The organism is Peribacillus sp. NJ4, assembly GCF_030348345.1.
In the GTDB taxonomy this organism is placed as follows: Bacteria; Bacillota; Bacilli; order Bacillales; family DSM-1321; genus Peribacillus.
In genome coordinates, this window is the sequence record NZ_JAUCFQ010000001.1 from 2,004,689 (window position 1) to 2,028,492 (window position 23,804).

The following is a 23,804-nucleotide window of genomic DNA, read 5'->3' on the forward strand; positions in this document are numbered from 1 at the left end:
AATGAAAAAACCGAATTTTTCTGCTATAAATCCTGCCAAGGCTGAGATTAAAGGGACGGTAGAAGCATGGAAAAAAGAAGCCGAAAAAGCCGTTGGGGAAAATATCGAGGATCTTCTGTTTGAAACCAATGAACAAATAAAAGTCAAACCGCTTTATGTTAAAGAAGATAATCGCAACTTGGAGCATATGGAGAGTGTACCAGGCATCGCCCCATTTACAAGAGGGCCCTATCCTTCGATGTATGTCAACCGTCCTTGGACAGTACGTCAGTATGCAGGATTTTCTACTGCTGAGGAATCGAATGCGTTTTACAGACGTAATCTCGCAATGGGGCAAAAAGGGCTCTCAGTTGCCTTTGATTTAGCCACACACCGTGGTTATGACTCTGATCATCCGCGAGTTGTCGGTGATGTGGGGAAAGCGGGAGTTGCCATTGATTCCATTCTAGACATGAAAATCCTGTTCGACGGTATTCCGCTTGATCAGATGTCCGTGTCAATGACCATGAACGGGGCGGTATTACCCATCCTGGCATTTTATATCGTGACAGCTGAGGAACAAGGCGTTACACAGGATAAACTTTCAGGCACGATTCAAAATGACATTTTAAAGGAGTATATGGTTCGGAATACGTATATCTACCCACCTGAAATGTCCATGAAAATCATAGCTGATATATTCGAGTATACATCGAGATATATGCCCAAATTCAATTCCATTTCCATCTCCGGTTATCATCTGCAAGAAGCGGGTGCGCCGGCGGATATCGAACTTGCCTATACGTTGGCTGATGGGCTTGAGTATGCACGTACCGGCATGAAAGCAGGTATTGATATCGATAAATTTGCACCACGACTGTCATTCTTCTGGGCTGTAGGTATGAACTATTTCATGGAAGTGGCGAAAATGAGGGCGGCTCGTTTCATCTGGTCAAAACTGATGAAACAATTCGAACCGAAAAATAATAAAGCGATGGCATTGAGGACTCATTCCCAAACCTCCGGTTGGAGCCTCTCCGAGCAGGATCCGTTTAATAATGTCGCAAGGACCCTGATTGAAGCGCATGCGGCCGCACTTGGACATACACAGTCCCTGCATACGAACGCATTGGATGAGGCCATTGCACTTCCAACTGATTTCTCGGCACGCATTGCACGCAACACACAGCTTTATCTGCAGGAGGAAACCGGGATCACAAAGGTAATCGATCCATGGGCGGGTTCATACTATGTAGAATCGCTCACAAATGAATTAATCGAACGCGCATGGGCTCACATAGAAGAAATCGAAGGACTTGGAGGAATGGCAAAGGCAATTGAAACCGGCGTTCCAAAAATGAGAATCGAGGAAGCGGCTGCAAAGCGTCAAGCTAAAATCGATTCTCAAGATGAAACGATCGTCGGCGTCAATAAATATCGTTTGAAAAAAGAAGATCCGATTGAAATACTGGAGATTGATAATACTGCAGTTCGCGAGAGTCAGCTTAAGCGTTTGGGCGAATTAAAAGCGAAACGTGATCAGGCAAAGGTGGATGAAGCCCTTCAGGCGCTATCCTTGGCTGCTAGAACGGGTGAAGGCAACCTGCTGGAATTGGCTGTTCAAGCTACAAGAGTACGAGCTTCACTAGGTGAAATCTCCGATGCAATCGAAGAGGTGGCTGGACGTCACAAAGCAACCATCCGTTCAATCAGCGGCGTATACAGCTCAGCATACTCAAAAGAAGCGGAAATTGAGGAAGTCGTCCGCATGACGGAAGAGTTCCTTGAAAATGAAGGAAGAAGGCCGCGTTTGTTAATGGCTAAAATGGGTCAGGATGGTCATGATCGCGGAGCTAAAGTAGTAGGAACGGGTTTTGCGGATTTAGGCTATGATGTCGATATCGGTCCATTATTCCAAACACCGGAAGAAACTGCTTTACAGGCCGTGGAAAATGATGTGCATGTTGTCGGAATGAGTTCGCTTGCTGCCGGCCATAAAACATTATTGCCTCAGCTTATGTCGGAACTGAAGAAATTGGGCCGTGAAGACATTATCGTGATCGTCGGTGGCGTCATACCTGCACAGGATTATGAGTACTTAATGGAAAATGGCGCTTCAGCCATTTTCGGACCTGGTACTGTCATTCCCCAGGCAGCGAAAAAAGTGCTTCAGGAAATATACAATCGCCTTGGATATGAGGAAGTGGCCCAATAATGAGTGAAGACAAGAAGCCGGAATGGGTCGATGATAACAATCAGGAAGGTTTTGCTTCATCATTAAAGCCAGGTGTAGAATTAGCAGCCAGCCATAACAAAGCTTCAAAAAGCAAATTCGTCAAAAGACAAAATGTAAACGTACCGATCCATGAACTTAAGGAGGGAATCATAAAAGGGGACAGGGCCAGGCTTGCTAAAGGGATTACACTGATTGAGAGCAATGCATCCCACCACTTCGATCCTGCACAGGAATTATTGCATGCCATCCTTCCTCATACCGGGAACTCGATTCGAATCGGGATTTCCGGAGTGCCTGGTGCCGGAAAAAGTACGTTTATCGAGACTTTCGGAACCTACTTATGTGAAAGGGGTCATAAGGTTGCTGTCCTAGCCGTCGATCCAAGCTCTTCGATAAATGGGGGAAGTATACTAGGCGATAAGACGAGGATGGAGGAGCTGGCAAGAAACCCCCATGCCTTCATAAGGCCCTCACCATCCGAAGGCACCTTAGGAGGAGTTCACCGTAAAACGAGGGAAACGATGTTGCTTTGTGAAGCGGCAGGATTTGATGTCATACTGATAGAAACCGTTGGTGTCGGTCAGAGTGAAGCTATAGTACGAAGCATGGTCGACTTCTTCATGCTCCTTGTACTAACAGGTGCCGGGGATGAATTACAGGGGATGAAAAAAGGGATCATGGAACTTGTGGACGGAATTGTGGTCAATAAAGCGGATGGAGAGAACATTCCGCTGGCGATTAGGACAAAGTCCGAATATAGCAGAATCTTGCACTTCCTTCAGCCAGCAACAAAGGGATGGGCAGGAAAGGCATATACTTGTTCTGCTATAACCGGTAAAGGAATTCCTGAGCTTTGGGATGTATTGAATGAATTTTCCGATATGACCAAGGAATCGGGTGTTTTCCAGGAACGGAGAAGAATGCAATCTAAGGAATGGCTTTATTCATTAATGGATCACCAACTTAAAACGATGTTCTATAAAAATGAAACCGTCAAAGGTCTTCTCCCTATACTCGAGAATCAAGTGATGTCAGGGAATAAAACGGTCACAGCTGCTGTTAAGCAGGCGTTTCAATCTTTTACTGATACGTTTAAGCCGAATTAAACTAGAAAAGGATGGGGCATGCCCCATCCTTTTCTAAGAAGTCTTCTTGTTGTTACACATATAATTCCCGCTTCGCTTTCGTTTTAAACATATTCGGAACGCTTTATGCTGTTTAGCAGGTAAATTTATTGAATCACGAAGAGGCAATTGTTATGATAGGATTGAAGAGAAAACTTGGAAGGAGCACATACCATGAATATGGATTTTAATTTTTTAATGAACGACGTAGTCAAACAGGCTCGCGATGAGATTAAGACTGCTGGATATACAGAATTGACCACTCCCGAGGAAGTAGAAGAAGTATTTGCACAAAAAGGAACGACGCTTGTTATGGTCAACTCCGTTTGTGGCTGCGCCGGGGGTATAGCTAGACCTGCAGCGGCTCATGCGATTCATAATGATAAACGCCCAAATCAGCTTGTTACGGTTTTTGCTGGACAAGATAAAGAGGCAACGGAGAAAGCACGTGATTATTTCGAAGGGTATCCGCCGTCATCCCCATCATTTGCATTGTTGAAAGATGGAAAAATCGTCACTATGGTAGAACGCCATGAAATTGAAGGTCACCACCCGATGTCCGTAGTTGAAAAATTGCAAGACTACTTCGACCAATATTGCGAAGAAGTGTAAGTCATAGTCATAACTGAAAAACCCGCCCAATCGGCGGGTTTTAGTTTGTTGACAAAATGGGGTTCGGAATGCTCTCATCCCGATCCATGATTTATAAAAAGAAGACTTGGTTATCCTTCATGAATTTTTACTTTTTTATATGGAATGAAATCCTCTCTGGATTGAAGAAATTTACGACACTCCTGCCGAATAACTGGCTAGCCAAGACACCACAGACGCTTGCTTTGATGAGGCTTGGCAGACAGTCGGCGGAAAGGGAGCGGATTTCTGAAATCAACTGGAATATTTTTTTTAGAAAAAATCCGTAGACAAACTAGCTTTTCTTCTAGTTTGTCTATAGTCTGAAACCCGCCCAATCGGCGGGTTTTTTTATTCATGAACTTGCATAATTAAGGAACGTTTAGGAAAGAAGATAGATAAGGAAGCCAGATATATCCTCATGGAGGAAAGTGCGAAAACTCAGAAAGAAACTTGTGTAAATATTCTGAAAAATAAATCTATTATTTACGTTATTGAATAATTATTAGAGTGTGTTAAAATACACATTAGTGTATGAATATTAGTTATTCAAAATTTAACTAAACCAAATTTAATAACAAGAGAATTGAAAATATCATTTTGGAGGAATAATAATGAAGTTGAAAAAGCAGTTAGCATTGTTGCTTACTTCTGTTTTATTAGTAGGTATTTTAGCGGCATGCGGAACATCAGAGAAAGAAGATAAGAACACAGCTGGCAACGAAGACAAAAAGGTCCTGGTTATGGGAACATCTGCGGATTATCCGCCATTTGAATTTGTTGAAACATCTAAAAGTGATGAAATAAAAGGATTCGACATCGATATCGCTAAAGCAATCGGTAAAAAATTAGGTTATGAGGTCCAAGTTAAAGACATTGACTTTAATAGTCTTGTGCCGGCTCTGGAAAATAAATCGGTCGATTTCGTTATCTCTGGAATGACTCCGACAGAAAAACGTGAGCAATCCGTTGATTTCAGTGATATTTACTATACAGCTAAGAACATGATCATCACGACAGAGGACAGTAAGATCAAAACTGTTGAAGATTTAAAAGGGAAAACGGTAGGCGTACAGCTTGCATCCATTCAGGAGACATTGGCAAACGACTTGAATAAATCCAAAGATATCGGGATGAAAGTTGAAAAACGGAATCGTATTCCCGAAGTTGTTCAAGAAATGTCTACTGGACGTTTTGACGCCGTGATCATGGAAGATACTGTGGCTAAAGGCTATTTGAAAGATAACAAGGATTTGGTGGGCCATGTGATCGAGTCTGGTGAACAAGATGCCGGTTCGGCAATCGCTTTCCAAAAAGGAAGCGAGTTAACTGACGAATTCAATGCCGAATTGAAAAAAATGCTAGAGAATGGCGAAATGGAAAAATTAATACTAAAATGGTTCGGTGGCAGCGAAACTGAATAATGCAGAGAGATGAAAAACGTTCAGAAGAGATGCAATATGCCTTCTGAACGTTTTTCCGCGCTTTATTGTTATTAAAATGAAGCAGGAGGAAGGCCTGGGATAACGGCCTTCATAAGAGAGGATGAATGGAGTGAATCTGGAATTTGATAGGATTATACCCTCCCTTCCATATATCTTGGAGGGAATACCGACTACATTAAAAGTTGTAGCGGTTGCGGCTGTAATCGGTTTTGTTTTGGGAATATTATTATCTATACTAAAAATCAGTAGAATCAAGCCCTTGAATTGGATTGCTGACTTTTATACATCCATTTTCCGCGGTACCCCTTTAGTGCTGCAATTAATGCTTATTTATTTTGGTTCACCACAAATATTAGGGATTCAAATCGAAGCATTCCAAGCAGCATTTTTAGCGTTCGGGTTAAATTCTGCGGCATACATTTCTGAGATTATCAGGGGGGGGATTTTAGCGGTCGATAAAGGGCAACGCGAGGCTGCACTTGCACTTGGGGTCCCTTATTCAGGGATGATGCTTAATATTATCCTTCCGCAGGCCATCAAGAATATCCTGCCCTCCCTTGTGAACGAATTGATTTCCTTAACGAAGGAATCAGCCGTTGTCACAATCATTGGATTAGGGGATATCATGCGTCGTGCTTATATTGTCGGCGGTGAGACATATAAATTCTTCGAGCCTATTTTATTTGCCGGACTCATTTATTATGTGATGGTCATGGTTCTTACCATCTTAGGCAAAGTGATTGAAAGGAGAATGAGGCGCAGTGATTAAAATTGATGAACTCAAAAAAAATTATGGTAAGCTCGAGGTATTAAAAGGAATCAGCACCGAGATAGGGCAGGGTGAAGTGTTGGCGATCATCGGCCCATCCGGTTCGGGAAAATCAACTTTCTTGCGCTGCATCAATATGCTCGAGACTCCAACTGATGGTCAAATAAGATTTAAAGATCAAATTATCACTGAAAAAAAGACCAATATCATGAAAGTGCGTGAAAATGTCGGGATGGTATTTCAACATTTTCATTTATTTCCTCATAAAACCGTACTGGAGAATTTGACATATGCACCTATGAAGGTGAAAAAATTATCAAAGGCTGAGGCAGTGAAACAAGCTCGTGAGCTATTGACTAAAGTCGGTTTGGACGATAAAGAATCAGCTTATCCGAATCGTCTGTCAGGCGGGCAAAAACAAAGGGTCGCCATTGCACGGGCATTGGCAATGAACCCGGAAGTAATGCTTTTTGATGAGCCGACATCTGCTCTTGATCCCGAGATGGTAAAAGAAGTGCTCGAGGTTATGAAGACACTGGCACATACAGGGATGACCATGCTGATCGTAACGCATGAAATGGGATTTGCCAAAGAAGTGGCCGATCGTGTCCTTTTCCTGGATGGAGGTCTGCTCGTTGAGGAAAGTGCTCCGGAAGAATTCTTTTCCAATCCGAAAAGCCAGCGTGCAAAAGACTTCTTGGAAAAAGTTTTATAAGCTAAAGCAAATAGTATATAATTATGAAAAAAAGGTAACGTTTAGGTTGCCTTTTTTTATTTTATTCCTATAATGTATTTTTGAGTGAATGTATTTTGAATAATTGGAAATTTCATTCGCAAAGGACTGTGAAAATATCTGAATTCCTGATAGTATTATAATAGATAGCGAAAGAGCCAGGTGATACATAACAATGTTTAAAATCGGATACAGAACGATTAAAACTGCTTTGGGGGTTACCCTGGCAATCATTATTGCACAAATGCTTAACCTGGAGTATTTTTCGGCTGCGGGAATCATTACGATCTTATGCATTCAAGTCACGAAAAAGAAGTCGGTGTATGCCTCCTGGCACCGGTTTTTAGCTTGTTTGATCGCAATGGCCTATTCATCCCTAATGTTTCAGTTCATCGCGTTCCATCCACTGATAATAGGATTGATTCTCTTGATTTTCATTCCAACGACAGTTGCCTTGAAGATTAATGAGGGGATTGTGACGAGTAGCGTCATCATCATGCACCTATATGGGTCGGGTGACATCACTTTCTCACTGCTGATCAATGAAACGATATTAATTGCCGTTGGTGTTGGAGTGGCGCTTGTCATGAATCTGTACATGCCCAGTGTCGATAAGAAACTGCTTGCCTATCAGGAACGTATCGAAACTAACTTTAGTGCGATCTTGATGGGGATTGTCCGCTATTTAAGGGATAATGATCACACATGGGATGGTAAGGAAATTACTGAAACAGCCAATCTTCTTAATCAAGCCAAAAGCCTTGCCTTCAGGGACGTGGAAAATCATTTTTTAAGGGAAGAAGACCTGTATTACCATTATTTCAAAATGCGTGAAAAGCAATTTGAAATCATTGAACGAATTCTTCCCCTAGTCACGAATATTCCATTGGTCGTCAAGCAAAGCGGGATAGTGGCTGATTTTATAGAAGATCTGGCAGAAAACGTCCACCCACAAAATACGGCCATTCTTTATCTGAAGAAGCTTGAAGAAATGGAGATTCATTTTAGGGGAATGGCACTGCCGCAGACACGGGAAGAGTTCGAATCCAGGGCCGCATTACTGCAGCTCATGAAGGAAATGGAACGCTATTTATTGTTGAAGCATTCCTTCAAGGGATTACCCAAGCTGACCAGCAACCGAATGAAAAAGAGGCACTTGGCTTAAACTAAGCAAAAAAGTAAAGGGATTGAGACGAATGAAATGGTTCCTTTCTTTGTTGCTTATGCTATCTTTGTGGCCGCTGCAGGTACATGCCCAACCTCAACCTGTTAAGCCTGGCGATCCTTTTATCATCATCAATAAAGCCAACAATAAATTGGCGTTCATTGATGATAACGAGGTCAAGGAGATACTGCCGGTCGGTACGGGAAAGAGCCAGGAACTGACACCTGAAGGGATTTTCACGGTTAAAGTAAAAGCGGTCAATCCTTATTACCGTAAAAAGAATATTCCCGGCGGCGATCCCAGGAACCCTCTGGGGTCGCGGTGGATTGGCTTCGATGCACGAAATACCGATGGGAGGATTTACGGAATTCATGGTACGAATCAGCCATCATCAATTGATAAATACATCTCAAATGGCTGTGTACGGATGCTTAAATCCGATGTAGAGCGTTTGTACGAAAAAGTCCCTATCGGCACTAAGGTGTTGATTACCATATCGAACGAGGATTTCAAAACTTTGGCAAAGAAAAACGGAGCGATAAAATAAGGAGAGGGAAGCTTTTTGCTCCCCTCCCCATTACGATGTCTATTACAAAAGAAATGCGATACCTGATAATAAGCTCGTTAATAACATTGAGATAAGCATTAAATACACGACGATCTTTCTTATTTTTTTGTTTCCCATATGCTCTCTCCTTCAAAACAGTTTAATTGATTTCATTTTAACTTGAACATTTAGTAGAAACAAGTAAAAGTATTATGTTCATATTATTCCGAATCTTAAAGGACTTTAATGCAAGATTAGTAGTGTTTAAATGGAGTCATCCAATAATACATAGCATGGGGGTTTGAATGATGATAAAAAATATCGATCATATCGGGATTGCCGTCAAGTCACTTGATGATACTTTGCCACTTTACACGGAAACGCTGAAATTGAAACTTGAAGGAATTGAGATAGTGGAGAACCAAGGCGTAAAAGTGGCCTTCATCTTGGCAGGCAATACCCGTTTGGAGTTGTTGGAAGCGTTATCACCTTCAAGTCCAATCGCCAAATTCATTGAAAAACGCGGTGAAGGTATTCATCATGTGGCGCTTGGCGTCGATCGTATCGAAGATCGAATTGAAGAAATTAAAGAATCGGGATTGCGCATGATTGATGATTCATCAAGAAAGGGAGCGCACCATGCAGATGTTGCTTTCGTTCATCCCAAGTCTACTGCGGGTGTATTATATGAGCTTTGTGAACGAGCCGAATCAAAGGAGGAGCAGGAATGACAGACATATATGAAACGATCAATGACTTATATGATAGACGCCGAAAAGTGGAAATGGGCGGTGGAGAAGAAAGAATCGATAAGCAGCATGAAAAGGGCAAACTTACTGCAAGGGAAAGAATTGAACTTCTAGTTGATCCGGGAACTTTCATTGAACTCAATCCTTTTATCAAACACCGTAATACCAATTTTGGCATGGAAAAGGAAGAAGGACCGGGAGAAGGGGTTGTCACCGGTTACGGAAAGGTGAACGGCCGCGACATTTACCTGTTTTCGCAGGACTTTACTGTATTTGGCGGTGCACTAGGGGAAATGCATGCTCTGAAAATTGCCAATGTTATGGATTTGGCAGCGGAAAATGGAGCCCCTTTCATAGGTTTGAACGATTCTGGTGGAGCGCGTATTCAAGAAGGTGTTGTTTCCCTTGACGGATATGGTCAAATATTTTATCGAAACTCCATTTATTCAGGCGTCATTCCACAAATTTCCGTTATTATGGGACCTTGTGCAGGCGGAGCCGTATATTCTCCAGCCATAACCGATTTTGTCTTCATGGTTGAAAAAACGAGCCAAATGTTCATAACAGGACCCAAAGTCATTGAAACGGTAACGGGTGAGAAGATTTCATCTGAAGGATTGGGTGGAGCGACTGTACATAATACCATAAGCGGTAATGCGCATTTCAAGGGAGCAACAGAAGAACAAGTATTGGCCGACGTTAGACGTCTCCTGAGCTATCTTCCACAAAATAATGAAGAGAAGCCGCCGGTTGTGGAAGCGGACGTAGGCGATGACTACCGTCCGGACTTAACGGATGTAGTCCCTTATGAAGGGATCCGTCCATATGATGTTCGGAAAGTATTGGAGCAAATTGTCGATGAGGATTCCTTTATGGAAGTGCAAGAGGGCTTTGCGAAGAACATAGTGATCGGTTTAGCGCGAATCAAAGGGAAATCAGTGGGGCTTGTCTGTAACCAGCCAAAAGTATTGGCAGGGGGACTGGATATTGATTCATCTGATAAGGCTGCCCGTTTTATTCGTTTCTGTGACTCGTTTAACATTCCGTTAATTACGTTTGAAGATGTTTCCGGGTTCTTTCCGGGCGTTAAACAAGAGCATGGCGGAATCATTCGCCACGGTGCAAAGCTGCTATACGCTTATTCGGAAGCGACAGTACCAAAATTGACGATCATTCTGCGTAAAGCATACGGGGGAGCTTACGTGGCTCTTAATAGTAAATCCATCGGTGCGGATCTTACGTTTGCATGGCCGAATGCTGAAATCGCGGTAATGGGTTCTGCTGGAGCGGCAAATATCATTTTTGCCCGTGAAATTCAAAATAGTGAAGATCCAGATGCGACCCGTGCAGCTAAAATAGAAGAGTACCGTGAGAAATTCGCCAATCCATATGTTGCCGCAAGTCTTGGAATGGTGGATGATGTAATTGATCCCCGTGAAACAAGGATTAAGATCATTCAATCACTTGAAATGCTTCGCAACAAAAAAGAAAAACGTCCATGGAAAAAACACGGCAATATCCCGTTGTGATCCAACTGCAATGAGCCCAAAATAAATCCATTTTGGGCTCTTTCCATATTGGGAAGAAATCATGATTAAAGGAAATCATTTATAAGACATCATTCACCAGTTTAAAACGACCTTTTGGGAGGGAAATGACCATTAAGCAGGGTTCTTCATTTTCACATTATTTGCCGGGGCGCCGCTTTTAGAAGTATAATTAAAGAGGAAAACTTTTTTGGAGGTTTTATTTTATGATTAATGAAGAACGTTTAGTTAGTGAATTCATGGAATTGGTGCAGATTGATTCCGAAACGAAAAATGAAGCAGCCATCGCCAAAGTGCTGAAAGAAAAATTCGGGGCACTGGGTGTAGAGGTTTTTGAAGATGATACAACAGCAGTTACCGGTCATGGTGCAGGCAATTTAGTATGTACTTTAAAAGGAATGAAAGAAGGCGTAGATACCATTTATTTCACCTCCCATATGGACACGGTTGTTCCTGGGAACGGAATCAAGCCTTCCATCAAAGATGGATACATAGTGTCAGACGGAACGACCATTTTAGGGGCGGATGACAAAGCTGGATTAGCGGTCATGTTAGAAACGCTTAAAGTGTTGAAAGAACAGAATATCGAGCATGGAACAATCGAGTTCATCATAACAGTCGGTGAAGAATCTGGCTTGGTTGGAGCAAAGGCATTGGATCGCTCCCTTGTAACGGCTAAATTCGGTTTTGCACTTGATAGTGATGGAAAAGTGGGCAATATCGTCGTTGCTGCACCTACCCAGGCGAAAGTGTCTGCGACAATTTTAGGCAAGACCGCTCACGCTGGTGTCGCTCCAGAAAAAGGAGTTTCGGCTATTACGATTGCAGCAAAAGCAATCTCTAGAATGCCATTAGGCCGAATCGACGAGGAAACGACAGCCAACATCGGACGTTTCCAGGGTGGACAGCAAACCAATATTGTTTGTGACCATGTTGAAATCCTTGCAGAAGCAAGATCCTTGATTCCTGAAAAAATGGAAAAACAGGTAGCGAGAATGAAAGAGGCATTCGAGACTGCCGCTATTGAAATGGGTGGACGTGCCGAAGTTGAAGTTAACGTCATGTATCCTGGTTTTAAATATGGGGCTGGTGACCATGTAGTCGAAATCGCGAGAAAGGCAGCAGAGAAAATCGGCCGTCCATGCGAGTTGGTTAAAAGCGGCGGCGGAAGCGATGCGAATGTCATTGCAGGCTTTGGGATTCCTACTGTCAATCTCGCAGTGGGCTATGAAGATATCCATACTACGAATGAAAGAATTCCAGTTGAGGAATTAACGAAGCTTGCTGAGATGGTTGTCAGTATCATCAAAGAAGTATCCGGCGAATAATCAACCCGGAAAATGACAGGAGTTTCCTGAATATATCGAAGCAGGTTACCGACGGGAAACCTGCTGCATTACATTGGTTCCCACTTTCCAGGATTTGTTGCTGGCATGACAAAGTCTGGAATGAATTGTAACCACTGATTGATATGAATGAGGTATTATATCCAGGTAAATCAGGTATCGGCAGATGAACAGAGGGGGATTACATTAAAGGTGGATATCCCCTTCATTGTCCAGGCAGCCCGTGAAATACTTGATTTACGGATATACCCTTTGAACGGATAGGCTAATTAGGCAATCAAAAAACTGAATATATGCAGGGTGTTGCCAATGTGGGTAGCCGTTTGATTACGATCATTGATCCGCAAAAACTCGTATCATCTTTGGAAGGAGTTCAGGTATTGCAGGAATTTATGTACAGTCATCAATACATGATGGCTGTTTTTCTTGGAGTGGAAGCACTTTTACAGTGATTACCAAAGATAAATAGGGGTATCTTAAAAGAAATGTTTTTTTTATTGACCCTATTATCCGGTGTTTTTTATTTTTACAAGGATGTGACGGTCAAACATGAAGGACATGTATCCCAAAAATGGCAGGGTCATTCTCCATGTAGACATGAATAGTTTCTATGCTTCAGTGGAAATGTCATATGATGTTTCATTGAAAGGCAAACCGCTTGCCATAGCAGGCAATGTTGAAGAGAGAAGAGGCATAATCGTCACTTGCAGCTATGAAGCAAGGAAGTTTGGGGTTAAAACGACCATGCCGATTTGGCAGGCGAAAAAACTATGTCCTCAATTAGTCATCCAGAAACCGAATTTCGAGCGTTATCGAAAGGCATCACTGGCTATTTTCGATGTATTAAGGCAATATACAGAGATGGTTGAACCGGTTTCGATAGATGAGGGATATCTGGATATTAGTGAATGCGCCGAATTGGGTTCACCTTTAGATATAGCCAAGAGCATTCAGGAAAGAATTTATAATACGATGGATCTCCCTTGCAGCATCGGGATTGCCCCTAATAAATTTTTGGCCAAAACTGCCTCAGATATGAAGAAGCCTATGGGAATCACCGTATTTAGGAAAAGGGATATTCCGGAAAAGCTCTGGCCTTTACAAGTCGGCGAAATGCATGGCATCGGGGATAAGACCTCGGAAAAGCTTCATACTATTGGCATAATGACGATAAGGGACCTTGCACACGCCAATGATCATCAACTGAAACAGCTTCTTGGGATCAATGGCATCCGTTTGAAAGATAGGGCTAATGGAAACGATCCCAGGGTTGTCGATCCCGAAGCGATTTTTGATCATAAAAGCATTGGGAACTCGACAACTCTTCCACATGACACCACCAATCAAAAAGAACTGATCGGTGTATTGGAAAAGCTTTCCGGCAAGGTAGCCGTCCGTTTAAGAAATAAACGCCTGCTTGGTCAAAAAATTGGTGTGACGATCCGTTATAAAGACCGCCGCACTATAACGAGAAGCAGAACGGTTCCTAATCCAGTTTTTGAAAAAAAGGATATTTTGGATGTAGCTACCGATCTATTTATGAAAAATTGGAATGGGGAAGGAATCAGGCTTCTTGGTGTCACTGCATATGATGTCATCGAGAAAGAGTCGGCCTTCAAGCAGCTGGATATTTTCTCCTTTAAAGAGGATGCAGAAAAAGAACCTCTGTATGAAGCGATGGAACACTTGCAAAATAAGTACGGAGAAAATATTATTAAAAAGGGATTACCCTTGAAGAATCGTTCGATTGGAACAGACACTAGCTTCAGCAAAGATTTCTTTGAGCAATCCAGAAGGCATGATGATTCTTTTGACAAAGAATAGCGTATAAGCTGTGTAAAGATATAGAGAAGGGAAAGATGATCATGACAAAACAACAGATTGGCGTTATCGGACTAGCTGTAATGGGCAAAAACCTTGCATTTAATATTGAAAGCAGAGGATATTCAATTTCCGTGTTTAATCGCTCAGGGTCAAAAACGGACGAAATGATGAAGGAAGCGGAAGGCAAAAACGTAACAGCCACTTATACGCTTGAAGAATTCGTCGATTCTTTGGAAACGCCACGTAAAATTTTATTGATGGTTAAAGCTGGTGCTGCAACAGATGCAACAATCGAGCAGTTAAAACCGTTACTTGATAAAGGTGATATCGTTATTGATGGAGGGAATACCTTCTTCAAGGACACTCAGCGCCGTAATGAGGAATTAAGCCAGCTTGGCATCCATTTCATCGGTACAGGCGTGTCAGGAGGGGAAGAAGGAGCTCTGACAGGTCCATCCATCATGCCTGGAGGTCAAAAAGAAGCATATGAACTGGTTGCACCGATCTTGAAGGATATTTCAGCTAAGGTCGATGGTGATGCTTGCTGTACATATATCGGACCGAATGGAGCAGGTCATTATGTGAAAATGGTACATAATGGTATTGAATACGGGGACATGCAGTTGATTTCCGAATCTTATTTCCTTTTGAAAAATCTTCTGGGACTATCCGCTGAAGAATTCCATGAAGTCTTTACTGAATGGAATGAAGGGGAACTTGATAGCTATTTAATAGAAATTACTGCTGATATTTTCAAAAAATATGATGAAGAAACTGGCAAGCCGATGGTCGATGTCATTTTAGATAAAGCTGGCCAAAAAGGTACAGGGAAATGGACAAGTCAAAGTGCGCTTGATCTTGGTGTTCCGCTTCCGATCATTACAGAATCCGTATTTGCCCGGTTTATTTCAGCAATCAAGGACGAGCGTGTTGCAGCGAGTAAAATCCTTCGCGGTCCAAAAGCCGAATCATTTACTGGTGACAAAAAGGCTTTGATTGAAAATATCCGTAAAGCACTTTACATGAGCAAGATCTGTTCATATGCACAAGGATTTGCACAAATGAAAGCAGCATCAGAAGAAAATGACTGGAACTTGCAATATGGGGAAATCGCGATGATTTTCCGTGGCGGCTGTATCATCCGTGCACAATTCCTACAAAAAATCAAGGAAGCGTACGATCGTGAAGCGAACTTGAACAACCTTCTTCTAGATCCTTATTTCCAAGGAATCGTTGAAAGCTATCAAGGAGCTTTACGTGAAGTAGTGTCAACGGCAGTGATGAACGGAATTCCGGTTCCTTGCTTGTCATCAGCTCTTGCTTATTTCGACAGCTATCGTACAGAAACGCTGCCAGCTAACCTAATTCAAGCTCAACGTGACTATTTTGGTGCTCATACTTATCAACGCATTGATAAAGAGGGAACGTTCCATACCGAATGGATGGAAAAATAAAAAGTTCAAGCCGGCTTTTTTTGTATTCATCGATTGAAGTAACTTGTATGTACAGAAAAAGAGAGGGCGCCCCAATGCGCCCTCTCTTTTTACTATCTCCGATGCTCTACAAGGTCAATGACCCCTAATACAATATGTGCCAAACCGAAACCAAAGACCGTATTAGCCACCATTTTGTTTGAGCGCCTGTTCTGCTTCATTGCATAGCCCGCAGCTGTCACGGCTGTGCCCAAGGCTGTTGGAATTAATCCTTCACGAATGTCCATCGTTTAATCCCTCTACATCGAAGTTAGTGGTGCCTTAATATCACCTTCTCTAGTGTAACCTCAGCATTCTTTTCTTATAAAGAGAATAAAAGGGTGAAAATGGTAAAAACGAACTAATTGTAAATAGTGCTAATTGATTTACCTTTTTTATGGAAAACGTAGTATGATGTATGTCATTCATCCAGGCCTTTTAGGTTTAAACACCTGCGGAAAAAGGAATATAAACATGGAAAGCCATGGACGGACCCTAGGATACAGTAGGCAGATAAGAGAGAGAAGGAGCGGATGGCAGATGTTCATCATCTGGTTGGCTGTAGCCATTTTTTTATTTTTCATTGCCTTAGAATTTGGTGTTTCATATTGGCTTAATTCAGAAATGGATGAAGAAATGTCCAAGCCCAAGGAAATGCTTCGTATTATCAGGGAGAAGTTGGTCAGGAAGAGTTTTTCATGAATGAAGAAGGGATGCAGATTCAAATCTGCATCCCTTCTTTATTTAATCAATCATCATTATTTTCGTTTTTCTTGATTTGCCACCAAATATGCCCATCCTTTTCCAGGAGTTCATCGGATGCAAGTGGACCTGTGGATCCTGCTTCATAGTTAGGGAAAGACTCTTCTTTAGTATTTTCCCATGCATTGGAAATGGTATCGACGAACTTCCATGAGAGGGCAACCTCGTCCCAGTGCGTAAAGTTTGTAGCATCGCCGCGCATACTATCAAACAATAGCTTTTCATATGCCTCGGGAGAATTGATGTGTTCGATCCCTTTGTTGGATACGGTCAGTTTCACTGGCTTTGTATTGGATGTCGTCCCGGATTTCTTGACATTTAAGTATAGTGTGATGCCTTCGTCTGGCTGGATATGGATAACGAGAAGATTCGGGTTCAACGTTTCTTCCGTTTTATAATACAAATTCATTGGGATATCTTTGAATTGAACAACGATATTCGTTGATTTGACATCCATTCTCTTACCGGTACGGATATAAAAAGGTACACCGGCCCAACGGAAGTTATCTATCATCAATTTGCCCGCAACATAGGTCTCTGTGTTGGATTCGGGATTTACGTTATGTTCATTGCGGTATGCCGGAAGTGTTTGATCGTCTACCGCTCCTTCACCATATTGGCCACGGACGAAGTATTGATCGACTTCGTCCACTTTCATTGGGCGAAGTGAACGCAAAGCCCGCACTTTTTCGCTTCGGATCTCTTCGGTAGTCAAAGCGATTGGGGGTTCCATGGCAAGCAAGGCAACCATTTGCAGCAGATGGTTTTGGACCATATCCCTTAGGGCACCGCTAGTTTCATAATAACGCCCACGTTCTTCAACGCCAAGTGTTTCGCTTGAAGTAACCTGGATGTTAGATATATATCTGTTATTCCAAAGCGGTTCGAAAAGGGCATTTGAAAAACGTATGACCTCAATATTTTGAACCATTTCTTTTCCTAAATAATGATCGATACGGTAGATTTCATCTTCAGCGAAGGCAGTTCGAATCTGCTCATTCAATTTTTGTGCTGTTTCGAAACTGTGTCCAAATGGCTTTTCTATGACCAGGCGCTTGTATCCTTTCGAGTCAGTCAGGCCTTGAGCTTTAATCTGTTCGGCAATCGTTCCGAAAAACTCGGGTGCCATCGCTAAATAAAAGATCCGGTTTCCTTCTAATTGATATTGTCCGTCTAATTTTACGGCAATGTCCTTTAACTGCATGTATGATTCCGAGCTAGTTACGTCATGGGAGTGATAATGGAAATGGGAAATGAATTCGTCTACCTTTTCTTCCGCATGTCCGAACGTAAGTATGGAGTCCTTGACACTTGTTTGAAACTCTTCGTTCGTCAATGGTCTCCTTGCTACTCCAACGACAGCGAATTTATTGATTTTCTCTTTTTGAAATAGTCGATATATGGAAGGAAACAATTTCCTTTTCGCTAAATCTCCGGTAGCACCAAAAATCATGATCAATGCTGTGGGTTTATTGTTTTCTGTCATGTTAAAACCTCAACTTTCCCTTAAATCTGTCTATAAAGTTGGAATTCCCGAATGTGTACCAATTTCTAATTTTACGTTTAGCTTTCCCTCAAAGCAATCAATTTGCGCATTTTTTCTCATATTTCATTAAAAGATTAATTTGGTTTCGGTTTTAATGGACCATAAATGAAAGAGCACCTTGGTTATGCTATAGTTAAGTCATAAAGTATTTGCAACGGAGGTAGTATCGTGGATTTTGTTTTATTGGGTACAGGCGCTGGCGTTCCGGCTAAAGCGCGTAATGTGACGTCAATCGCTCTTCAATTATTGGAAGAGCGGGGGAAGGTTTGGTTATTTGATTGTGGTGAAGCGACGCAGCATCAAATTTTAAAAACGGCAGTCAAACCGCGAAAGATCGAAAAAATTTTCATCACCCATTTGCATGGTGATCACATCTTCGGACTCCCTGGGTTTTTAAGCAGCCGATCTTTTCAGGGCGGACTGGAAAAATTGACCGTATATGGTCCACATGGCATTGATGCATTTATTAAGACGAGCTTACAGGTGAGTGGCACTCATTTAAAATATCCATTGGAGATCATTGAAATAGAGGAAGGCGTAGTATTTGAGGACGAACAATTCATAGTGACGGCGATGTCGCTTGATCATGGCATTTACAGTATCGGTTACAGGATTGTGGAAAAGGATCGTCCGGGAAGCTTACTGGTCGACCGGCTGCTAAAAGAAGGTGTAAAGCCGGGTCCGCTTTTTAAAGCATTGAAAGATGGACAAACGGTCAATCTCGATGATGGCCGTGTCCTAAATGGGAAGGATTATCTCAGTGCTCCGCAAAAAGGCCGGGTCATCACGATTCTTGGTGATACACGAGTGTGCAGCAATGCCCTCATTCTTGCTGAATCGGCGGATTACCTTGTTCATGAAGCTACATTTTCAGCGGAAGAATCTGAAATGGCATCCGCCTATTATCATTCGACCACGGTTCAGGCTGCAGAAACGGCTTTGAAAGCGGGAGCTAAGCATCTAATCCTTACCCATATCAGCTCACGTTATACTCCAGAGGATTCGGAGAGGTTAAAAGCGGAAAGCGAAGCAATCTTTGCAAACACGATCATGGCAGAAGATTTAATGACCATTAAAGTTCCTTTATATTCAGAGGAAGAGGGTAGCTGAAATCGATGCTGATGTTTGATATAATTAATCAATTGTTCATTGGATATTTAAAGGAGTGTAAATATGACTGACCAAAGTAACCTACATACTAAAGCAATGGATTTTCTCTTAAAAACAAGCCGGACTTTCTTCATACCAATCAGCTATCTTCCAAAGGGATTACAGGAGGCCATTGGAGCAGCATACCTTTGCATGCGCGCCATCGATGAGATCGAGGATCACCCAGGTCTTCCTGCTGATATTAAGTTTTCCCTGTTACAGGATCTCAGTGAGCTGCTTGGTTCGGATTATAGGGAAGAAGAACTTCAATCGTTATTTGAACCATATAAGGATGAACTGCCCGAAGTGACCCTGCTTCTTTCGGACTGGATTCAATATTGTCCTCCCGGTGCAAAAGCCAAAGTCCTAGAGTCGACAAAGGAAATGGCCGAAGGCATGGCCAAGTGGGTTAAGAAAGATTGGCAAATCCATAATGAGGAAGAGCTCGATGATTACACTTATTATGTTGCGGGTTTGGTTGGAGTCATGTTGTCTGATATGTGGAACTGGTATGATGGAACGGAAACGGACCGTGAACTTGCCATCGCATTTGGCCGTGGACTCCAAACGGTCAATATCCTGCGTAACCGTGAGGAAGATGCAGAACGTGGTGTGAACTTTTATCCGGATGGCTGGGGTTTCGATGAGATGCTTGCCCATACGGAACATAATCTTACATTAGCCGATGCCTACATTGGGGAGATTGAAACGAAAGAGATCATCCACTTCTGTAAAATACCCTTGGAATTGGCAAAAGCCACATTGAAGGCCTTGAAAGAAGGCAAAGAAAAAATTGATCGTGCTACAGTTACCGAAATTGTTAACCAAGTAGTCGAACACTGATATTCCATTTAGCTGCTGTGAAAGTTATCCCCTTTCACAGCAGCTTTTTTGATGTTTTACAATTAAAACTCAAAAAATTCTAAAAAGTTAAAAAATAGATTGGAATAATTGGGACTAAACGATTATAATTTAGGACATAAAAGCTAAAAAGCTGGCGTCGTTATTAAATAAGAAAAAAGCGGGGGGAAACATATGAGAAAGAAATTATATTCAACTGCAGCCATGACATTGGTCGCAGGTTTATTACTGGCTGGGTGTGGAAATGACAAGGAAAAAGATACGGCCAAGGATGAAGGCGGAAAGGATACCTTCAAGATTGGGGTATCACAAATCGTTCAGCATGATTCCCTGGATCAGGCATATGAAGGATTCCAGGCGGCATTGAAGGACAGTGACATCAATGCCAAGTATGATCTTCAAGTTGCACAGGGTGACCAAAACAACAGTCAGACGATTGCCAATAACTTCGTTGGGGATAAAGTGGATCTGATTTTTGCGAATTCCACTCCTAGTGCCCTAAGCTCATTAAATGCGACCAAGGATATTCCAATCGTTTTTACATCGGTTACCGATCCCGTAGCGGCGGAGCTAGTTACATCTTTGGATAAGCCAGGCGGAAATGTGACGGGCACGACGGATTCCCATCCTGAAGCCATTGCAAAGTCAATGAAATTCCTAGCGGAAGAACTTGGCGCCAAGACAATTGGAACCGTTTATAATACAGGGGAGCAAAATTCCGTCGTCCAAATAAAAAATGTGAAAGCGGAAGCGAAAAAAGCAGGATTGAAAGTCGTGGAAGCATCTGTCTCGACTTCAGCCGAGGTAAAACAGGCAGCGGAATCATTAATCGGAAAAGCGGATGCTTTCTATATCATTACTGATAATACAGTTGTCTCGGCTCTGGAATCGGTCATTTCCGTCGCAGATGATCAAGATATCCCTTTGTTTGTTGGTGAGCTTGATTCCGTTAAAGCGGGTGGTTTTGCAGCCTACGGCTTCAGTTACTATGATATTGGTTATGAAGCGGGGCAAAAAGCGGTTGAAATATTGAAGGATGGTAAAAAGCCTGGGGATATCTCGGTTCAATATCCACAAAAACTTAAATTGGTCATTAATGAAAAGGCAGCAAAAGATATGGGTGTTGAAATAAAAGAAGAATGGAAAGCAGATGCTGAGTTTGTAAAATAAACTCTGCTTTTGTTCGGGGAAGGAAGAAAAAAATGTTCTCAGCCTTATTTAACTCTTTTGAGTCGGGAATGATTTATGCGATCATGGCACTCGGTGTCTATTTAACATTCAGGATTCTCGACTTCCCGGATATGACAGTGGAAGGTAGTTTTGTGACAGGGGCCTCTGTTGCCGCCATTATGATCGTTAACGGTTTCTCGCCAATCGTAGCCACATTGAGTGCTATGGTGGCAGGGTTCATCGCTGGGACAATAACGGGTTTCCTGCATACGAAAGGAAAAATCAATCCACTCCTGGCAGGTATCTTAATGATGATTGCGCTCTACTCCATCAATTTAAGGATCATGGGTGCATCCAACATTCCGTTGCTTTCTCAAACGACCATTATCACGAATATCCAGGATGCCTGGGTCGGCACCGGGCTGGACAATTTGTTGAATGGTCTTTTATCGATCGTGGGTCTCGGTGATAGCCTGCCAAAGACGTGGGCCATATTAATCGTTATGCTGATTGTGGCCGTTGTCATTCAAGCTGGAATGTCAGCTTTTTTAAAAACGGAAATCGGTCTGGCTTTACGGGCAACTGGTGATAATGAAGCCATGGTCAAGAGTTTTTCAGCCCATACCGGCAACATGAAAATCCTCGGACTTGCAATCGGAAATGGACTTGTGGCATTCTCGGGATCCTTGGTTGCCCAATATAACGGTTTTAGTGATATTGGCATGGGGATAGGAATCATCGTCATCGGATTGGCATCCGTCATAATCGGTGAGGCTTTATTTGGGGCAAAAACGATTGCACGTGCGACGCTTGCGGTTATTGGAGGGGCGATTATTTATCGAATCGTCGTAACTTTGGCACTTCGCGTAGAATTCCTTGATACAGGTGATGTTAAATTAATTACGGCACTTATTGTGGTCGGGGCACTTGTCATTCCGAAAATTTCCGATAAACAAAAGGAAAAAAACCGGAAGAAAAGACGGCTTAAAGAAATACAGATGCGTCATGGCGGGACTTTACCGAAAGGGGGGGAAGGATATGCTTCGGTTAAATCAGATTTATAAAGTCTTCAACGAGGGAACACCGGATGAAAAACTTGCCCTTGGAAATCTGGAACTGCATATGACAAAAGGCGAATTTGTAACAGTCATCGGAAGTAATGGAGCAGGTAAATCGACGTTGATGAATATGATTTCCGGTAAGATTCTCCCTGATGCCGGTGAAGTCATCATTGATGGGGAAAACGTATCGGCAATTGAAGAACATGCACGTGCCAGAATGATTGGCCGCGTTTTTCAGGATCCCATGCTGGGAACGGCACCACATATGACGATTGAAGAAAATATGGCGATCGCCTATGGCCGAACCAATAGAAGAGGTTTAGGCTTCGGGGTGACAAAAAAACGGAAAGAACTATTTAAAGAATGTTTAGGTACCCTTCATTTAGGCTTGGAAAACCGGATGACAGCAAAAGTGGGATTATTATCGGGAGGGGAGCGCCAGGCTCTATCATTGCTGATGGCGACCTTCACCGATCCTAAAATCCTGCTTCTTGATGAACATACAGCAGCACTTGATCCTTCCAGGGCAGAGCTTGTTACAAATCTGACGAAGGAAATCGTCGAAAAGAACCAGTTAACGACGTTGATGGTGACTCATAATATGCAACAGGCGATCGATCTTGGAAATTCCTTGATCATGATGGATAAGGGACAGATCATTTTTGAAGCTAGAGGCGCTGAAAAGCAGAAGCTAACCGTTGAAAAACTGCTTAACGAATTCCAGCGCATCAAAGGTGAAAAAATGCTAAATGACCGTGCAGTGTTGATTTAAGATGATGAAAAGGCCCGACCCAGGTGGAAGATTAACCTTGGGGCAGGGCCTTTTTATTTTGGGCAATTATCAGATCAGGTCCTATTTCTGAACGAATGTCGATGAAGTACCTGAACATAGGGAAAATGGCTATGGTGGAGCAATCATTAACGATCTTGGATGATAACCGATGCTAATCGCTGTCGGCTGTGCTCCATGATGAAGTATCGTTCTTTCTGTAATTTCCAAAAATCATTTTTATGAATGGTCTTTTTTTCGGCTTTTTCGTGGCAGCAGCTTCTTCAGCCGCGAGGAAATAATCAAAGTGCTGGTCCATTGGTGTTTCTAACGCTTCAATACGGGCTTCGAGCTTCTTAACGAGTTTGTGCATTTCTTCCATTTCACTTCTGTGCTGTAAAAGTTGATAGGATACAACATCGTCCGCTTTTGTTTTCAGTCCATTTTCAAGCCTGACGACCCGTTCTATCAATTGTTCATGTTCTTTATTCGTTTCGGAGTGTTTCTGGACGGTTGCTTTTCTAATTTTTTTCTCTGATATGCTGACCTTTTGGAGAATGATGCCCTCGTTCAGCTGATCTTGGACTTTTCTCAATAATGCAATGTCATCATCTGAAAACTGGTAGTGGCCAAGTTGATTCCGTTCTACTTCCATGTTCAATTGGGTAACCCAGCGTTGAATCGTACTATGGGAAACATTCAGTAACCGGGCAACTGCACTTGTATTCATCGAGATTCCCCCTTTTGGTTGTTGAATTCGATAAGTATGAGGCAATTCCTTTACAGATGACAAAACATGTTTTCATTCGGCAAAGAAAGTGGATTTCCTACGTAATTTGCATGCGAAACGATCAATAAGGGGGAAATTCTCTTGGAGTCGGTTTTGGAAAATGGTGAGCCTTGTTAGGAGCTTTAAAGAG

Annotated in this window: 26 protein-coding genes; 22 read left to right on the top strand and 4 right to left on the bottom strand. The window is 42.4% G+C overall.

The annotated features are described in order from the left end of the window. Nucleotide 1: 1 nt before the first annotated feature. The 9 genes from scpA to QUF94_RS10100 all read left to right on the top strand — a co-directional run bounded on the left by scpA (nucleotide 2) and on the right by QUF94_RS10100 (nucleotide 8,628). A complete protein-coding gene (scpA, locus tag QUF94_RS10060; RefSeq protein ID WP_289315725.1) occupies nucleotides 2-2,194 on the top strand; it encodes a methylmalonyl-CoA mutase in 2,193 nt (730 codons plus the stop codon). Then, nucleotides 2,194-3,321, top strand: coding sequence for a methylmalonyl Co-A mutase-associated GTPase MeaB (gene meaB, locus QUF94_RS10065; RefSeq protein ID WP_289315726.1), 1,128 nt, complete (start codon nucleotides 2,194-2,196; stop codon nucleotides 3,319-3,321). Before scpA ends, meaB begins: the two co-directional genes overlap by 1 nt. Nucleotides 3,322-3,513: 192 nt before the next feature. Beyond that, the gene (locus QUF94_RS10070; protein ID WP_289315727.1) at nucleotides 3,514-3,951 is read left to right on the top strand and encodes a BrxA/BrxB family bacilliredoxin; all 438 of its coding nucleotides are present in this window, start codon (nucleotides 3,514-3,516) and stop codon (nucleotides 3,949-3,951) included. An 86-nt stretch (nucleotides 3,952-4,037) separates the two neighbouring features. After that, on the top strand, nucleotides 4,038-4,259 hold the full coding sequence (locus tag QUF94_RS10075; RefSeq protein ID WP_289315728.1) for a hypothetical protein: 222 nt from the start codon (nucleotides 4,038-4,040) through the stop codon (nucleotides 4,257-4,259). Nucleotides 4,260-4,589: 330 nt separating this feature from the next. Continuing rightward, nucleotides 4,590-5,393: a transporter substrate-binding domain-containing protein gene (locus QUF94_RS10080; protein ID WP_421157108.1), complete on the top strand. Its 804-nt coding sequence runs from the start codon at nucleotides 4,590-4,592 to the stop codon at nucleotides 5,391-5,393. Between the two features lie 130 nt (nucleotides 5,394-5,523). Next, a complete protein-coding gene (locus tag QUF94_RS10085; RefSeq protein ID WP_289315730.1) occupies nucleotides 5,524-6,183 on the top strand; it encodes an amino acid ABC transporter permease in 660 nt (219 codons plus the stop codon). Next, complete coding sequence (locus QUF94_RS10090) at nucleotides 6,176-6,898, top strand: amino acid ABC transporter ATP-binding protein (RefSeq protein WP_289315731.1); 723 nt, start codon at nucleotides 6,176-6,178, stop codon at nucleotides 6,896-6,898. Before QUF94_RS10085 ends, QUF94_RS10090 begins: the two co-directional genes overlap by 8 nt. A 193-nt stretch (nucleotides 6,899-7,091) precedes the next feature. Beyond that, the gene (locus tag QUF94_RS10095; RefSeq protein ID WP_289315732.1) at nucleotides 7,092-8,081 is read left to right on the top strand and encodes an aromatic acid exporter family protein; all 990 of its coding nucleotides are present in this window, start codon (nucleotides 7,092-7,094) and stop codon (nucleotides 8,079-8,081) included. 31 nt (nucleotides 8,082-8,112) lie between these two features. Then, on the top strand, nucleotides 8,113-8,628 hold the full coding sequence (locus QUF94_RS10100) for a L,D-transpeptidase (protein ID WP_289315733.1): 516 nt from the start codon (nucleotides 8,113-8,115) through the stop codon (nucleotides 8,626-8,628). Nucleotides 8,629-8,670: 42 nt separating this feature from the next. On the opposite strand, the gene prli42 is transcribed toward QUF94_RS10100, so the two are convergent. Then, a complete protein-coding gene (prli42, locus tag QUF94_RS10105) occupies nucleotides 8,671-8,766 on the bottom strand; it encodes a stressosome-associated protein Prli42 (protein ID WP_155726463.1) in 96 nt (31 codons plus the stop codon). 167 nt (nucleotides 8,767-8,933) lie between these two features. On the opposite strand from prli42, the gene mce reads away from it, so the two are divergent. The 7 genes from mce (at nucleotide 8,934) to gndA (ending at nucleotide 15,548) form a co-directional block, all read left to right on the top strand. After that, nucleotides 8,934-9,359 (top strand): methylmalonyl-CoA epimerase, encoded by a 426-nt coding sequence (gene mce / locus QUF94_RS10110; protein ID WP_289315734.1) that lies wholly within the window; start codon nucleotides 8,934-8,936, stop codon nucleotides 9,357-9,359. Continuing rightward, complete coding sequence (locus QUF94_RS10115; protein WP_289315735.1) at nucleotides 9,356-10,906, top strand: acyl-CoA carboxylase subunit beta; 1,551 nt, start codon at nucleotides 9,356-9,358, stop codon at nucleotides 10,904-10,906. The genes mce and QUF94_RS10115 overlap by 4 nt, the downstream gene beginning before the upstream one ends. 224 nt (nucleotides 10,907-11,130) lie before the next feature. Continuing rightward, nucleotides 11,131-12,252 (top strand): tripeptidase T, encoded by a 1,122-nt coding sequence (locus QUF94_RS10120; protein ID WP_289315736.1) that lies wholly within the window; start codon nucleotides 11,131-11,133, stop codon nucleotides 12,250-12,252. 147 nt (nucleotides 12,253-12,399) lie between these two features. Continuing rightward, nucleotides 12,400-12,534, top strand: coding sequence for a hypothetical protein (locus QUF94_RS10125; RefSeq protein WP_289315737.1), 135 nt, complete (start codon nucleotides 12,400-12,402; stop codon nucleotides 12,532-12,534). Nucleotides 12,535-12,581: 47 nt separating this feature from the next. Then, a complete protein-coding gene (locus QUF94_RS10130; RefSeq protein ID WP_289315738.1) occupies nucleotides 12,582-12,722 on the top strand; it encodes a hypothetical protein in 141 nt (46 codons plus the stop codon). Between the two features lie 97 nt (nucleotides 12,723-12,819). Next, on the top strand, nucleotides 12,820-14,094 hold the full coding sequence (locus tag QUF94_RS10135; RefSeq protein ID WP_289315739.1) for a DNA polymerase IV: 1,275 nt from the start codon (nucleotides 12,820-12,822) through the stop codon (nucleotides 14,092-14,094). Nucleotides 14,095-14,135: 41 nt separating this feature from the next. After that, the gene (gene gndA, locus QUF94_RS10140; RefSeq protein WP_289315740.1) at nucleotides 14,136-15,548 is read left to right on the top strand and encodes an NADP-dependent phosphogluconate dehydrogenase; all 1,413 of its coding nucleotides are present in this window, start codon (nucleotides 14,136-14,138) and stop codon (nucleotides 15,546-15,548) included. A 92-nt stretch (nucleotides 15,549-15,640) separates the two neighbouring features. Here gndA and QUF94_RS10145 read toward each other — a convergent pair whose 3' ends face one another. After that, nucleotides 15,641-15,814, bottom strand: coding sequence for an asparagine synthase (locus QUF94_RS10145; protein WP_089361468.1), 174 nt, complete (start codon nucleotides 15,812-15,814; stop codon nucleotides 15,641-15,643). A 292-nt stretch (nucleotides 15,815-16,106) separates the two neighbouring features. On the opposite strand from QUF94_RS10145, the gene QUF94_RS10150 reads away from it, so the two are divergent. After that, nucleotides 16,107-16,268, top strand: a complete 162-nt coding sequence (locus QUF94_RS10150; protein WP_289315741.1) for a hypothetical protein — start codon at nucleotides 16,107-16,109, stop codon at nucleotides 16,266-16,268. A gap of 46 nt (nucleotides 16,269-16,314) precedes the next feature. Here QUF94_RS10150 and zwf read toward each other — a convergent pair whose 3' ends face one another. Then, nucleotides 16,315-17,814 carry a glucose-6-phosphate dehydrogenase gene (zwf, locus tag QUF94_RS10155; protein ID WP_289315742.1) on the bottom strand — a complete coding sequence of 500 codons (1,500 nt, stop codon included), beginning with the start codon at nucleotides 17,812-17,814 and terminating at the stop codon, nucleotides 16,315-16,317. 228 nt (nucleotides 17,815-18,042) lie between these two features. Between zwf and rnz the strand changes: the two genes are divergently transcribed. The 5 genes from rnz to QUF94_RS10180 all read left to right on the top strand — a co-directional run bounded on the left by rnz (nucleotide 18,043) and on the right by QUF94_RS10180 (nucleotide 22,887). After that, nucleotides 18,043-18,984: a ribonuclease Z gene (rnz, locus tag QUF94_RS10160; protein WP_289315743.1), complete on the top strand. Its 942-nt coding sequence runs from the start codon at nucleotides 18,043-18,045 to the stop codon at nucleotides 18,982-18,984. Nucleotides 18,985-19,047: 63 nt separating this feature from the next. After that, nucleotides 19,048-19,866 carry a squalene/phytoene synthase family protein gene (locus tag QUF94_RS10165; RefSeq protein ID WP_289315744.1) on the top strand — a complete coding sequence of 273 codons (819 nt, stop codon included), beginning with the start codon at nucleotides 19,048-19,050 and terminating at the stop codon, nucleotides 19,864-19,866. A 192-nt stretch (nucleotides 19,867-20,058) separates the two neighbouring features. After that, a complete protein-coding gene (locus QUF94_RS10170; RefSeq protein WP_289315745.1) occupies nucleotides 20,059-21,054 on the top strand; it encodes an ABC transporter substrate-binding protein in 996 nt (331 codons plus the stop codon). Nucleotides 21,055-21,086: 32 nt separating this feature from the next. Beyond that, entirely contained in the window at nucleotides 21,087-22,118 is a 1,032-nt protein-coding gene (locus tag QUF94_RS10175) for an ABC transporter permease (RefSeq protein ID WP_289315746.1), read from the top strand. Further along, complete coding sequence (locus QUF94_RS10180) at nucleotides 22,093-22,887, top strand: ABC transporter ATP-binding protein (protein WP_289315747.1); 795 nt, start codon at nucleotides 22,093-22,095, stop codon at nucleotides 22,885-22,887. Before QUF94_RS10175 ends, QUF94_RS10180 begins: the two co-directional genes overlap by 26 nt. A 172-nt stretch (nucleotides 22,888-23,059) precedes the next feature. Here QUF94_RS10180 and QUF94_RS10185 read toward each other — a convergent pair whose 3' ends face one another. Next, a complete protein-coding gene (locus QUF94_RS10185; RefSeq protein ID WP_289315748.1) occupies nucleotides 23,060-23,614 on the bottom strand; it encodes a MerR family transcriptional regulator in 555 nt (184 codons plus the stop codon). Between the last annotated feature and the right edge of the window lie 190 nt (nucleotides 23,615-23,804).

Bases quoted from the DNA above. Each gene is read 5' to 3' on its own strand.
- scpA (WP_289315725.1), top strand. From the start codon at position 2: ATGAAAAAACCGAATTTTTCTGCTATAAATCCTGCCAAGGCTGAGATT.
- meaB (WP_289315726.1), top strand. From the start codon at position 2,194: ATGAGTGAAGACAAGAAGCCGGAATGGGTCGATGATAACAATCAGGAA.
- QUF94_RS10070 (WP_289315727.1), top strand. From the start codon at position 3,514: ATGAATATGGATTTTAATTTTTTAATGAACGACGTAGTCAAACAGGCT.
- QUF94_RS10075 (WP_289315728.1), top strand. From the start codon at position 4,038: ATGATTTATAAAAAGAAGACTTGGTTATCCTTCATGAATTTTTACTTT.
- QUF94_RS10095 (WP_289315732.1), top strand. From the start codon at position 7,092: ATGTTTAAAATCGGATACAGAACGATTAAAACTGCTTTGGGGGTTACC.
- QUF94_RS10100 (WP_289315733.1), top strand. From the start codon at position 8,113: ATGAAATGGTTCCTTTCTTTGTTGCTTATGCTATCTTTGTGGCCGCTG.
- prli42 (WP_155726463.1), bottom strand. From the start codon at position 8,766: ATGGGAAACAAAAAAATAAGAAAGATCGTCGTGTATTTAATGCTTATC.
- mce (WP_289315734.1), top strand. From the start codon at position 8,934: ATGATGATAAAAAATATCGATCATATCGGGATTGCCGTCAAGTCACTT.
- QUF94_RS10115 (WP_289315735.1), top strand. From the start codon at position 9,356: ATGACAGACATATATGAAACGATCAATGACTTATATGATAGACGCCGA.
- QUF94_RS10120 (WP_289315736.1), top strand. From the start codon at position 11,131: ATGATTAATGAAGAACGTTTAGTTAGTGAATTCATGGAATTGGTGCAG.
- QUF94_RS10125 (WP_289315737.1), top strand. From the start codon at position 12,400: ATGAGGTATTATATCCAGGTAAATCAGGTATCGGCAGATGAACAGAGG.
- QUF94_RS10135 (WP_289315739.1), top strand. From the start codon at position 12,820: ATGAAGGACATGTATCCCAAAAATGGCAGGGTCATTCTCCATGTAGAC.
- gndA (WP_289315740.1), top strand. From the start codon at position 14,136: ATGACAAAACAACAGATTGGCGTTATCGGACTAGCTGTAATGGGCAAA.
- QUF94_RS10145 (WP_089361468.1), bottom strand. From the start codon at position 15,814: ATGGACATTCGTGAAGGATTAATTCCAACAGCCTTGGGCACAGCCGTG.
- QUF94_RS10150 (WP_289315741.1), top strand. From the start codon at position 16,107: ATGTTCATCATCTGGTTGGCTGTAGCCATTTTTTTATTTTTCATTGCC.
- zwf (WP_289315742.1), bottom strand. From the start codon at position 17,814: ATGACAGAAAACAATAAACCCACAGCATTGATCATGATTTTTGGTGCT.
- QUF94_RS10165 (WP_289315744.1), top strand. From the start codon at position 19,048: ATGACTGACCAAAGTAACCTACATACTAAAGCAATGGATTTTCTCTTA.
- QUF94_RS10170 (WP_289315745.1), top strand. From the start codon at position 20,059: ATGAGAAAGAAATTATATTCAACTGCAGCCATGACATTGGTCGCAGGT.
- QUF94_RS10175 (WP_289315746.1), top strand. From the start codon at position 21,087: ATGTTCTCAGCCTTATTTAACTCTTTTGAGTCGGGAATGATTTATGCG.
- QUF94_RS10180 (WP_289315747.1), top strand. From the start codon at position 22,093: ATGCTTCGGTTAAATCAGATTTATAAAGTCTTCAACGAGGGAACACCG.
- QUF94_RS10185 (WP_289315748.1), bottom strand. From the start codon at position 23,614: ATGAATACAAGTGCAGTTGCCCGGTTACTGAATGTTTCCCATAGTACG.